Here is a 12,613-nt window from a genome sequence, read left to right as displayed (position 1 = left end):
CTCCCTCGACCCGCCCCTTGCCCCAGCCCCTAACCTGAGACCGCACTCTTCTGGGCCCGACGCCGGTCGCGAGGTGCGGTCTCACCCTCAAAGGTGGGGTCTCACCGGGGCGGGCCGCTGCGCATGCCGTCAGCCGGCGGGCCGGCCCCGGCGCTGGCGAGGGCGCCGTCGTGGAGCTCGACGACGCGGTCGGCCTGCTGCATGAGCACCGGGTCGTGCGTCGACACGACCGCCGCGAGGCCCTGGCTGTGCGTGAGCTCGCGGATGAGGGTCATGATCGTCGCCGCGGTCCCCGAGTCGAGCTGGCCCGTCGGCTCGTCGGCGATGAGGATCTGCGGACGGGCGACGAGCGCCCGGGCGATCCCGACCCGCTGCTGCTGCCCGCCGGAGAGCTCGTAGGGCCGCTGCCGCGCGTGGCCGCTCAGGCCGACCGTCTCCAGGGCTGCGGCGACGCGCTCGTCGCGCTCGCGGGGCTCCACCTCGAGCAGCCGGAGCGGCACCTCGACGTTCTCCGCCGCCGAGAGCACAGGGATGAGGCCGAAGGACTGGAAGACGTACCCGATCTGCGTGCGCCGCGCCTCGAGCACGTCGCGCTCCGCCAGGGCCGACAGCTCGCGCCCGTCCCCGAGCAGCACCCGACCGCTGGTGGGGCGGTCGAGGCCGCCGAGGAGGTTGAGCAGCGTCGTCTTCCCGGACCCGGAGGGCCCGCGGACGACGACGAGCTCCCCCGGGTGCGCCTCGAGGCTCACCCCGCGCAACGCGTGGACGTCACCGGCGCCGGTCGTGAACACCCGGCTGACGTCGACGGCGCGGACCGCGACCTCGCTCATGCGCCTGCTCCCTCGGTGCTCGTGCCGGGGCCGGCAGGGGGCCGCGCCGCCGTCGAGTCCGGCCAGACCCCCACGTGGTCGGTCTCGAGCGCGAGCCGCACCCGGTCACGCAGGTCGAGCGCACTGACGAAGTCGGCGGGGAGCTGGAGCCGCCCGCTGCGGTCCATGACGGCGAACTCCTCCGCCACGTGGACCTCGGCGCCGGTGTGGTCCACCTCGGTGCGCCGCAGCACCTCCGTCGAGGTGCGGCCGTCCCGGATCTGGACCGTGCGCCGCACGTGCTCGGAGACCGTCGGGTCGTGCGTGACGATGAGCACGGTGACGCCGAGCCGCTCCGAGGCCGCCCGGAGCGCCTCGAGCACCTCGACGCTCGTCGCGTCGTCGAGCTCGCCCGTCGGCTCGTCCGCGAGCAGCACCCGCGGGGAGTTCGCGAGGGCGACGGCGATGGCGGTGCGCTGCTGCTCGCCGCCGCTCATCTGCTCCGGGCGCCGGTCGCGGCAGTGACCGATCCCGAGGACGTCGAGGAGCTCGTCCACCCGCTCCGCCCGGGCCCTGGCACCGCCGAGGACGAGCGGGACGGCGATGTTCTCGGCCGCCGTGAGGTAGGGCAGGAGGTTGCGCGAGGTCTGCTGCCACACGAACCCCACCGTGTGGCGCTGGTAGCGCACCCGCTCCGCGCGCCCCATGGTCAGCAGGTCCGTCCCGGCCACGACCGCAGACCCGCCCGTCGGGCGGTCGAGCCCGGACAGGATCGTCAGCAGTGTCGACTTCCCCGACCCGGACGCCCCGACGATGGCGACGAGGTCACCGCGCTCGACGCGCAGGGTGAGTCCCTGGAGCGCCTGCACCTCCACGCCCTCGGTCGAGAAGATCCGCACGAGGTCCTGGCACACGATGTCCGGGCCAGCCTCCGCCGTCGTCGTCGCGCTCACGCGCCTCACCCCTCTCCCATGCGCAGCTGGGTGGCCAGGTCTGCGCGTCGGCTCATCATGGTCGATACGCCCACGGCCGCCGCGGCCACGAGCAGGAGGCCACCGAGCACGGCGGCGAGGACGAGCGGGTCGAGCACGAGGTCCGGCTGCCGGTCCCCGCCCGTGAGCGCGGTGACGTCCATCGCGCCCAGCACCACCCACGGCACGACGATCCCGAGCGCCGCACCCGCGACGACCGAGACGACGGCGAGCGGCGCGAGCTCCCACGCGACGATCCCCTGGCCCTGGCGCCGGTCGAGGCCGAGCGTGCGCAGCACGGCGAGGAGCCGCGCCCGCTGCGGTGCGCCCATCATCTGCGTGAGGACGACGGCGACGAGCACGAGCAGCACCGAGAGGACGACGGCGGCCCCGAGCGCGGCGCTCATCCCGGAGGCCATGGGCGAGGCGAGGAAGTTCTGCGCGCCGGCGGAGGGGTTCTCCGCGAGCGCGTCGGGCTCGATCTCCCGCACCCGCTCGAGGACGTGCGCCGGGTCGGCGCCGTCGCCGACGGCGAGGAGGAGCACCCGCGGACGCAGGGTCTGCCCCGTCAGCTCCTCGGCGGCGGCGTGGTCGACGACGACGAAGTCCGCCGCCGCCCCGGCCCCCGCGACGTCGTCCATGACCCCGACGACGTCGAGCGGTGTCGAGCCGCCGATCGTGGCGCTCACCCCGTCGGCGCCCGGTCCAGCCCCGAGCGAGCGTGACAGGACGGCGGGCAGGCGGTCCCCCTCCATCCCGCCGAGGCCGTCGGGCAGCTCGTCGATGCCGACAGCGTCCGCCTGGACGGCGCGCAACGCCTCCGCCTCCAGCGTGACGAGCTCGACCCGGTGCGTCTGCCCGCCCGCGCTCACGCCGATCGTCCCGGCGTCGGCGACGGCGGCCGCGGCGGCCACGCCCTCGACGGCGGCGATGCGCGCGACCGTCTCGGCGTCGAAGACGGGCCCGCTCAGGCGCAGGTCCGCCCCGACGGCGGTCCAGGCGGTCCCTTGCACGCCCACGCTCACGGTCGAGCTGAGCACGGCCGAGAACAGCGCCACCGAGACCCCGACGACGAGCGCCACCGCGGGCACCATCCCGCCGGCCGGTTCCCGGACGGCCCGCGCGGCGCCGAGGAAGGCCGTGACGCCGCGGCGCCGGCGCAGCGCACCCTGCAGCGCCCGGACCGGCCACGGGTAGAGCCGCAAGACGACGACGCACGTCGCCAGGGCGAGGAGGAGCGGCACCGCCGCGAGGAGCGGGTCCGCCTCGCCGTCGCCGGGGGCGATCCCGCGCTGGCCGAGCAGGACGACGCCGACCGCTGCGAGTGCGAGGACGATGACCTCTCCCACCCAGCGCAGGCGGGCCCGCGATGTGCCGAGGTCCGCGCGGGCCTCGCGCAGCCCCCGCGGGGACGTCGTCAGGGCGAGGAGGGCGGCGGGGACGAGGGCGACGCCGCCGGCGATAACGAGGTCGCCGGGCGTCGTGCGGCCGGGGACGAGCCAGACGGCGAGCGCCGCCCCGGCGGCCGCGGCGGGCAGCGCGAGCGCGAGGCCCTCGGCGGCCATCATCGTCCGGAGCTGCGCGCCGGACCCGCCGCGCGCACGGAGGAGAGCGAGGGAGGACCGGCGCCGGGAGACGAGCAGCCGTGCCCCGAGGAGGAAGACGGCGAGCGTGACCCCGAGCGGTCCCGCCGCGACGACGGCGAGGACGGTCGACGTCACGCTCTGCTGGGCGAGGATCCGCAGCAGCACCTCGGGGAGCTCGCTGCCGAAGCTGAGGCTGACGGGCTCGCCGAGCACCGACTCTCCCAGCGCCTGGTTGGCCGCGGTGAACCCGCGCAGCTGCGCGAGGGCCTGCGGGACGTCGTCGGACGTCAGCGCTCCGCCGTCGACGCCGAACCAGACCCGGACCGACGGCGCGGCCATCGGCATGGGCAGGGGCGCGGTGAGGTCCCACGCGGGGTGGACGTAGGCGGCGGCGGAGGCGGACGTACCGAGGTTGAGGTCGTCGACGACGTACGGGGCGGCCGAGCGGGGGTTGTGCCCCCAGTAGTCCTCGTCCGGGTCGAGCGCGGTGAACGTCCCGGTGAGGAGGATCGTCCGCTCGGAGCCGGGCACCTCGCGCTCCGCCCCGACGTCCCACTGCAGGACCTCGGCCGCGTCGACGGACAGGGCCACCTCGACGGGCCGGGCGAGGAGCGCCTCGGCCTCGGCGAGGAGGGCGGCGAGCTCCTCCTCGCTCAGCGCGCGGTACTCCGCCTCGGTGAGGCCGGCGAGCGGGTCGGCCGTCGGCGGCTCTGCCGGCCACTCCCCCGCCGCGAGGTCGACGTGGTCGGTGAGGTACGGGTCGGACTTGAACGACACGGCGGGCCGGCCGATGTCCCCGCCCTCGACGGGGCGGATCGCGACCTCGGCGGACTCGACCGTGGCCCGCGGCTCACCGAGGACCGCGCGGAACGGCAGGGGCTGCGCGGCGCGGAGCTCGCTCAGCCCGGCGAAGAGGCCTCCGACGCTCGCCTCGACGTCCGGCGCGAGGTCCGTCGTCCCCGGCTCGGGCGGGGCGGGCACCGGCCACTGACCGAGCTGGACGGAGATGACGTCGCGGCGCAGCACGCTGACACCGTCGATCTCGTGCGCGACCTGCCGGTCGTCGACGTCGGCGAGCACTCGCGGCCACGCCGTGACGACGAACGAGACGAGGAGGACGAGGACGGCGAGGGCGAGCGGCACGGCGCGGTTCGCGCGGAGCTGGCGCCATGCCAGACCGGGCAGGCCCGTCATCGGATCTCCTCCCGGTACTCGGCGTCGCGGGCCTGGGCCCGGACGCGCGCGGCGACGACGGCCCCGACGGACAGCAGCCCCGCGAGGACGGTGCCGAGGAGGAGCGCCGTGGGGACGGCGTCCAGCCCGACGGCGAGGGCGAGGGGCGACGTGTCGGTCGACGCGGCCCGCGCGAGCGTCGGCACGAGCAGCCACGACGCGAGCCACCCTGCCCCCACCCCGAGGAGGACGCCGAACGCGCCGACGCCGAGGAGCTCCCCGGCACGTACCCGGGCTTGCCCCGCCGGGGGCTGGCCCAGGGCGCGCAGGACCATGATCTCGCCGCGCCGCTCGCGCGTGAGCGCCAGCGCGACCGCAGCCGCGCCGGTGAGGGCGAGCACCGCCGAGCCGGCCGCCGCCAGCCAGAACGCCTCGCGCACGGGGCCGCTGGAGTCGACCCCAAACGCCCCCGCCACCTCGACGTCACCGTCGCGGCCGACGACGTCGAGCGCCGCTGCGGCGACGTCCGCGGCCGCGTCCGGCTCGTCGACCGCGAGCCACACCTGCGTCGGCAGCGGCAGGTTGGGACGCTCGCGCAGGAGGTGCGCACCGAGGACGCCCTGGTCGACGAGGACGGCGTGCTCCTCGAGCCCGCCGGGCACCGCGTCGAGGAGCGCCACGACCGTGAGGTCGACCTCCGGGCCCGCGACGGCGACGGGCACCTCGTCACCGACGGCGAGGCTCGCCCGCTCGGCGAGCGCCGTCGTCAGCACCGCCGGGACGGGGGCGCTCGCGCCCGCCGGGACGAGGCGGGCGAGGAACCGGCCGGACGCGCCGTCGCCGCCGACCCGTGCGGCGACGCCGATGGCGCCGAGCGGCTCCGGCTCGACGAGGCCCGTCGTCACGCCGTCGGCGAGGTCCCACGCGGGCCCGGCGAGACCGGTGCCCTGAGCATCGCCGCCCACCGCCCGCACGCCGGTCACCTCGTAGTCGAGCGCGGTCTGCGTCCCGCCGGCGTTGCCCGTCACCTCGACCCCGACGACGCGGTACGCCCCGTCGCCCGGCAGGTCGACCGCGCGGGTGTGGACCGTGGTCTCGGGGCCGACGTCCCCGGCGCCGGGGTCAGCCAGGTCGACGACGAGGGAACCGGCGTCGAGGAGCGAGAGGGCGCCGTCGGTGTCCGCGACCCACACCGCCGTCGCCAGCGGGAACCGCGCGTCCCCGAACAGGGCCCGCTCGCGGCTCTCGAGCCCGGCACGGACCTCCTCCTCGGTCGCGCCCTGCGCCCGGAGGGCCTCGGCGTAGGCCGCCGACTGCTCCGCCTGCAGCGCGAGCACGTCGGCCGGGACCTCCGCCCGCACGCGCACGTCGAGCTCGAGCGAGGCCGCCCCCGCCGGGAGCGCGATCCCTCTGCGGGGGCTGTCACCGTCGGTGCTGGCGGCGGTGCTGCCGTCCTCGTCGCCCGGGGGGCCGTCGCCACGGGCGCCGTCGTCGTCGCCGGCCCCTCCCGTCCCGCCACCATCACCGCCGGCCGCTGGGACCAGGCGTGCCACCGCGCCGGCGAGCCCGAGGCCGGCGGGTGCGCGGACGACGTCGGCGACGCGGTCGCTCGGCAGCGCGGTGAGGACGACCGGCGTCTGCCCAAGGGTGGCGTCCTGGCGCAGGACGCTGGCGGCGGCGGAGACGCCGTCGATCCCGGCGTACGGGGCGGCGGCGTCGGCGGAGGGGAAGCCGAGCCGGGAGGTGGGCCGAGCCGGCAGGAGGACGCGCACGTCGGTGCCCGTGGCCACACCGGCGACCTGCTCACGCTGCGTCGCCGTCGTCCCCGCGAAGGTGCCCGCGGTCGTGGCGGCCCCCGCCGCGAGGGAGAGGAGGACGACGGGGACGGCGTATGCCCTCAGCCGCCGCGACACCTGCCGGGCCGCGAGCGGGACGGCCAGGCGTCGCGAGCGCGCGGCGAGCCGCTCCCCGGAACGGGCGAGGGGGCCGAGAAGCGTGAGCCCGAGCACGGAGAGGGCGGCGAGGACGGCAGCGAGCGCGGCCACGGCGAGGACGTCGACCTGGGTCTGCCCGTCGGCGCCGATGACGAGGGGGGTGCCGAAGCGCCGGAGCTGCCACGTGGCCAGGACGGCGGCGACGCCTGTCAGCAGGACGGACCCGAGGGCTGCGGCGTCACGCAGGCGCCCCGAGCGGTCGGTGACCATCCGCCCCGCCGCCGCGCGCACCTGCGCCCCGGCCGCCAGCACGGCGACGGCGAGCGCGCCGGCGGCGACGACGGCGCCGGTGAGGAGCACGGCGCCCAGCTGGGCGCGCCCGCCGTCGAGCCGCGCGACGAGGCCCGCGGCGAGGGCCGTGCCGGCGGCAGCCCCCGCGGCGGCGACGACGGCCGCCTCGAGCGCGGCCCACCGCGTGAGCGTGCCGGGCGCTGCCCCCCGCGCGACGAGGATCTCGACCTCCTGCGCCCGGCTCTGTCCGAGGAGCCGCACGACCTGCACGAGGGCGACGAGTGCGATGACGGCGAGGAGGACGACCGGCACGAGGCCCACGGCGCTCGCGGTGCTCGTCGCGGCCTCGACGGCCGCGACCGTGGCTCCGAGGTCGCCCGTGACGCCGAGCCCCCGCACGGCGACGCCGTCGTCCCCGCCGAGCACCCGCTCGATGCGCGCAGCACCCGCGGCGAGGACCGGAAGGTCGGCGCGCGTGAGCACGGCCGGGTCCGGGTGGAGCGTCCACCGGACGAACGGGGCGTCGACGAGCGCGACGAGGGTGGCCTCGGTGGTGAGGACCGGCCCGTAGGCCGTGCCGTCGGTGCCGGCGGTGACCGTCGGGTCGGCGAACCAGGCGCCGTCATCGGCGTCCGCCGGGGTCCACGTGCCGGTGACCGTCACGGGGGCACCATCGAGGTCGATGACGTCACCGGCGGCGAGGCCCAGCTCGGCGGCGGCCGAGTCGGGCAGGAGCACCTCGTCATCCCCGGGCACCGTGCCGGTCACCGTCGCGCGCGTGGCGAGGTCCGGCTCGGCCCCGAGGACGAGGCGTACCTCCTCGCCGGTCACGGCCGCTGCGACGGGCTCGCTGCGGAGTGAACGGAGCAGGTCGACCTCGACCCCGGCGAAGAGGCGGCCGACCGCGGCCTCGACGGCCGCGGCCTGCGCGGTGGGGTCGGCGCCGAGCCTCGTCCGGACCATGAGCCCCGACGCGGTCGGGCCCGCCTCGGTGAAGGAGGCGCGGATCCCCGCGACCTCCGCCGCGCGGGTCGAGCCGATCGTCCCCGCGCAGATCGCCGCGATGGCCGCGACGAGCACCGTGAGCATGGTGAGGGCGCCCGCCTGCGCCCGGGCGCGGCGCGCGAGGAGCGCCGGCGCCCTCATGCCGGCCGGCCCGGGGCGAGGGGCTGAGCGCGGCACCCGGCGCTCGGCGCGAGGCCCGCTGCGGCGCGCGGCGCGGGGCCCGGTGCCGCTCGCCGCCCGGGGCACGGTGCCGCGCGCCGCACGGGGCACGGGGCGACGCGCGGACGGCGCCGCTCGCCGTCATGCCGGTGCCCGTGCCCGAGGGCGTGCGCGTGCCCGGCAGGCACGAGCACGCAGGCACCCGGCGGGACCGCATCCGGCCCGCCGGGTGCCACCGCGCTGAGGTCCTGCACGCTCATCGCCCTCTCGTCGGCACCCCGGAGCGCTGCTACTCCCGGGTGGAGGAGTCGAGCGGGCCGCTGCGGACGGTGCCGTCGAGGTTGAGCTCGGTGATCTCCTCGCCGAGGGCGGCGAGGAGCGCGTGCCGCTCCTCGCGCCGCCGGCGCTGCTCGCGCGGCTCCGGGACGGGGGCCGCGGCGAGGAGGCGCCGCGTGTACTCCTCCTGCGGGTCCTGCAGGACCGCCGTGCGCTCCCCCTGCTCGACGATCTTCCCGTTCTGGAGGACGACGACGCGGTGGGCGAGGAGGTCGACGACGGCGAGGTCGTGGGAGACGAACAGGCACGCGAAGCGGTAGCGCTCCTGGAGCTCGGTGAACATCGCGAGCACGCTCGCCTGGACCGAGACGTCGAGCGCCGACGTCGGCTCGTCCGCGACGAGGAGCTCCGGCTCGAGGGTGAGCGCGCGCGCGACGGACACGCGCTGGCGCTGGCCGCCGGAGAGCTCGTGCGGGTAGCGGTTGTAGACGCTGCGCGGGAGCTGGACGGCGTCGAGGAGCTCGTGGACCTTCTGCTGCCGGGACTTCTTGTCCCCGACCTTGTGGACCACCATCGGCTCGGAGATGACCTCACCGATGGGCAGGCGCGGGTTGAGGGAGGCGGCCGGGTCCTGGAAGATGACGCCGATGCGCCGGCGCAGCGCCTTGGCGTCCTTGCGGCCGAGCGCACCGAAGTCCTCGCCGAAGAGGTTGATCGTCCCGTCCGCGGCCGGGATGAGGCCGAGCGCGCACCGGCCGATCGTCGACTTGCCGGAGCCCGACTCGCCCACGAGCCCGACGATCTCGCCCTGGTGGACGGAGAACGTCACGTCGTCGACGGCGCGGAACGGCGGCTTGCCGGCGCGCTGGTACTCGATGACGAGGTTCTTCATCTCGAGCGCCGGCACGGACGTCCGGTCGATGCGCTCGGTGGAGGTGTCCGCGGTGCCGAACTGGCCCGGGCCGCGCCCGAGGTGGGGCACCGAGTCGAGCAGACGCTTCGTGTACGCGTGCTTCGGGCGGTTGAGGACCTCGTCGGCGGTGCCGGTCTCGACGATGTTGCCCTTGAACATGACGGCGACCCGGTCGGCCATGTCCGCCACGACGCCCATGTTGTGGGTGATGAGGAGGATGCCCGTGTCGAGCTTGTCCTTGAGCGAGCGCAGGAGGTCGAGGATGTCCGCCTGGACGGTGACGTCGAGGGCCGTCGTCGGCTCGTCGGCGATGATGACCTTGGGGTCGCAGCTGATGGCGATGGCGATGACGACGCGCTGGCGCTGCCCGCCGGAGAGCTCGTGCGGGTACTGCTTGATCCGCCGCTCGGGCTCGGGGATGCCGACCATGCGCAGGAGCTCGACCGCCCGCTGCTCGGCCTGACTCCCGTACGCGATGCCGTGGAGCTCGAGCGCCTCGGTGAGCTGGGTGCCGATCGTCAGGACGGGGTTGAGGGCCGTCATGGGCTCCTGGAAGACCATGGCGACGTCGTTGCCCCGCATCCGCCGCAGGCCACGCGTGTCGAGGTCGCCGACCGCCTTGTCCCCAACCGTGATGCGGCCGTTGATGCGGGCGTTCTTCGGCAGGAGGCCGAGCGCCGTCATCGACGTGACCGACTTGCCCGAGCCGGACTCGCCGACGAGGGCGAGCACCTCGCCGGGGCGCACGTCGAGGGAGATGCCCTTGACGGCGTGGACGGAACCGAACTCGGTCGCGAAACGGACGTCGAGGTCCGAGAACGTGAGGACGCGCTCGTCGCCGGTGCGCCCGGCGGGCCGCTCGGAGTTGATGGCGGTGCTCATCAGTCCTTCTTCCTGTTCTGGCGGGGGTCGAACGCGTCTCGCAGGCCGTCCCCGATGAAGTTGACGCTCAGCGCGATGGCGAGGATGAAGATGCCGGGCCACCAGAACAGCCACGGGCGCGACGTGAAGGAGTTCTGGTACGTCGAGATGAGCACGCCCAACGACGTGTCCGGCGGGTTGACGCCGAAGCCGAGGAAGCTGAGCGAGGTCTCGAGGAGGATCGCGGCGGCGATGGACAGCGTCGCCGAGACGATGATCGTCCCGAGGGTGTTGGGCAGGATGTGCTTGACGATGATCCGCAGCGGGTGAGTGCCCACGGCGCGGGCCGCCGCGACGAACTCACGCTCGCGCAGCGAGAGCACCTCGCCGCGCACGAGGCGGGCGAGGCCCGTCCACGTGACGATGCCGAGCATGAACGCGAGCGCCCAGATGCCGCCACCGCTCATCTGGCCGAGGACGGCGGCGAGGACGAGCAGCGGGATGACGATGAGCAGGTCGGTGAGCCGCATGAGGACGGACTCGACCCACCCGCGGAAGTAGCCGGCGAGCGCGCCGATCGCTGTGCCGATGATCGTCGAGACGATACCGACGACGAACGCGATGATGAGCGAGCGCTGGGTCCCGCGCATGACGAGCGCGAAGAAGTCCTTGCCGGCGTTGTCCTGGCCGAAGGGGTGCTCACCGATCTGGAAGGGCCACAGCGAGAGCGTCGGCCGCCCGCCGTCGACGACCGTGCCCGCGAGGGTGAAGCTGTGCTTCCACCAGCCCGGCAGCGGGCCCCACCCGATCGAGGTGTAGGCGAGGATGGTGATGAAGACGAGCAGGGCGAGGGAGAGCATGGCCGCGCGGTGCCGCAGGAAGCGGCGCAGGACCAGCTGGCCCTGGGAGTAGGACTTCTCCGTCTTGCCCTCGAGGTCCTCCTCGACGCCGAGGGGGTCGACGTTCTGGACGCTCCCGTGGTCCATGCCCTGCATGGCCGGGATGGGGACGATCTTCTCGGGCTTGTCGTTCTCACTCATTGCTGTCCTCCTCGCGGCTGGCGGGCACGTGCACCGGGTACCTCACGGCCCTCACCGCCGGATCCGCGGGTCGAGGAAGGCGTAGGCGATGTCCGCCAGCATGTTCATGACGACGGCCGCGGTGCCGGTCACGAGGTAGAACGCCATGACGGGTGCGGGGTCGACCTGCTCGAGGCCCGTCCGGAACAGCTCGCCCATGCCCTTCCACCCGAAGACCGTCTCGGTGAGGACCGCACCGCCGATGAGGCCGGCGAAGTCGAAGGCGACGATCGTCGTGATGGGGATGAGCGCGTTGCGGAAGGCGTGCTTGGTGATGACCGTGCGCTCCGACAGGCCCTTCGAGCGGGCGGTTCGCACGTAGTCCTGCTCGAGCACCTCGAGCATCGACGCCCGCGTGTACCGGGTGTAGCTCGCCACCGAGATGAGCGTGAGGAGCACCGTCGGCAGGATGAGCTGCGTCCCCTTGTCGAGGAACTCCTGCCAGAACGTCCCGTTGAAGTTGGGGGTCTCGGCACCGATCGTCGCGATGGGCCGGCCGTTGCGGATGACGTCGAGGTACCCGCCCCATGCGGACAGCGCCTTGTCGGCGACGATGAGGCCGGTCATGATGACGCCGGTCCCGACCGAGACCCAGATGGCGAGGCGCCGGGAGTACCCGCCCCAGAAGAAGCCGCTGACGACGCCGACGAGGATGAGCAGGGCGAGCAGCCCGGCGAGGACGAGCCACGTCGGCTCGGCGAGGGCCCCGTTGAGCACGAGGTAGACGACGACGCCCGCCGCGACGGTCGTGAGCGCGGCGTAGAGCACCTTGCGGTTGCCGAGCCCGGTCGAGAGCGACGTGAGGAGCACGGCCGCACCGGCGGCGGCGAGGACGACGACGCCGATGCCGATCGCGGGCTGGCGGTACCAGTTGACCGCGTCGAAGTAGAACATCGCGGCGAAGACGAGGAGGAACGCCCCTCCCCCGGTGAGGAGCCGCCGGCGGGCGTCGCCGCCGAGCATCCCTTGGACGACGAGGCCGACGACGACGGCGACGAGGAGGATCGTCAGCACGGACATGTCCGGCGACGCGATCCAGTCGTTGAAGCGGATGGCGCCGTACTCCTTGAGGAGCACCGCGGCCCAGAACACGGGGAGGGAGAAGAACATGAACGCGAGGAACGTGACGATGTAGTCGAAGCCCGAGTACTGGCGGATCGCCGTGAGGATGCCGAAGCCGATGCCGATGACGATGGCGAGGATCGTCGAGAGGAGGACGAGCCGCAGGGTGGCGCTGGCGGCGTTGGCGAGCAGGCTCGACACGTCCACGCCGGCGCGGTTGACACCGAGGTCGCAGGCTCCGACGACGCACCTGCTCACACCGGCGAGCCAGCTGCCGTAGCGCTCGTACCACGGGTCGTCCAGGCGCATGGTGGTGATGCGCTGCGCGATGAGGTTGTCGCGGTTCTCGGACGTCGACTCCCGCAGGTCCTCGAGCGGGTCGCCCGAGTTGATCGTGAGGACGAACATGAGCAGCGAGCCGCCGAGCAGAATGAGGAACGAGATCCCCAGCCTGCGGAGAATGAACTTGATCACGTAGTTACCCTTCAGAACTG

The 12,613-nt window shown here is 74.7% G+C and carries 7 protein-coding genes; all 7 read right to left on the bottom strand.

The window, feature by feature from the left end; translation table 11 throughout:
* Window positions 1-101: 101 nt before the first annotated feature.
* The 7 genes from V2J63_RS07770 to V2J63_RS07740 all read right to left on the bottom strand — a co-directional run bounded on the left by V2J63_RS07770 (window position 102) and on the right by V2J63_RS07740 (window position 12,593).
* Entirely contained in the window at window positions 102-830 is a 729-nt protein-coding gene (locus V2J63_RS07770) for an ABC transporter ATP-binding protein (RefSeq protein ID WP_331230442.1), read from the bottom strand.
* A complete protein-coding gene (locus tag V2J63_RS07765) occupies window positions 827-1,762 on the bottom strand; it encodes an ABC transporter ATP-binding protein (protein WP_331230441.1) in 936 nt (311 codons plus the stop codon). Before V2J63_RS07765 ends, V2J63_RS07770 begins: the two co-directional genes overlap by 4 nt.
* 5 nt (window positions 1,763-1,767) lie before the next feature.
* Window positions 1,768-4,560 carry an FtsX-like permease family protein gene (locus V2J63_RS07760; RefSeq protein ID WP_331230440.1) on the bottom strand — a complete coding sequence of 931 codons (2,793 nt, stop codon included), beginning with the start codon at window positions 4,558-4,560 and terminating at the stop codon, window positions 1,768-1,770.
* Window positions 4,557-7,910 (bottom strand): ABC transporter permease, encoded by a 3,354-nt coding sequence (locus V2J63_RS07755; RefSeq protein WP_331230439.1) that lies wholly within the window; start codon window positions 7,908-7,910, stop codon window positions 4,557-4,559. The genes V2J63_RS07760 and V2J63_RS07755 overlap by 4 nt, the downstream gene beginning before the upstream one ends.
* Before the next feature lie 307 nt (window positions 7,911-8,217).
* Complete coding sequence (locus V2J63_RS07750) at window positions 8,218-9,999, bottom strand: ABC transporter ATP-binding protein (RefSeq protein WP_331230438.1); 1,782 nt, start codon at window positions 9,997-9,999, stop codon at window positions 8,218-8,220.
* A complete protein-coding gene (locus tag V2J63_RS07745; protein ID WP_491062038.1) occupies window positions 9,999-10,973 on the bottom strand; it encodes an ABC transporter permease in 975 nt (324 codons plus the stop codon). Before V2J63_RS07745 ends, V2J63_RS07750 begins: the two co-directional genes overlap by 1 nt.
* A gap of 96 nt (window positions 10,974-11,069) precedes the next feature.
* Entirely contained in the window at window positions 11,070-12,593 is a 1,524-nt protein-coding gene (locus tag V2J63_RS07740) for an ABC transporter permease (RefSeq protein ID WP_331230437.1), read from the bottom strand.
* Window positions 12,594-12,613: the final 20 nt, after the last annotated feature.

Source organism: Georgenia wangjunii, from assembly GCF_036421975.1.
GTDB classification, from domain to species: Bacteria; Actinomycetota; Actinomycetes; order Actinomycetales; family Actinomycetaceae; genus Georgenia_A; species Georgenia_A wangjunii.
This window is presented reverse-complemented; position numbering and strand designations above follow the sequence as displayed.

Excerpts from the sequence above, each read along its gene's own strand:
- V2J63_RS07750 (WP_331230438.1), bottom strand. The coding sequence starts at position 9,999 with ATGAGCACCGCCATCAACTCCGAGCGGCCCGCCGGGCGCACCGGCGAC.
- V2J63_RS07760 (WP_331230440.1), bottom strand. The coding sequence starts at position 4,560 with ATGACGGGCCTGCCCGGTCTGGCATGGCGCCAGCTCCGCGCGAACCGC.
- V2J63_RS07755 (WP_331230439.1), bottom strand. The coding sequence starts at position 7,910 with ATGAGGGCGCCGGCGCTCCTCGCGCGCCGCGCCCGGGCGCAGGCGGGC.
- V2J63_RS07770 (WP_331230442.1), bottom strand. The coding sequence starts at position 830 with ATGAGCGAGGTCGCGGTCCGCGCCGTCGACGTCAGCCGGGTGTTCACG.
- V2J63_RS07745 (WP_491062038.1), bottom strand. The coding sequence starts at position 10,973 with ATGCAGGGCATGGACCACGGGAGCGTCCAGAACGTCGACCCCCTCGGC.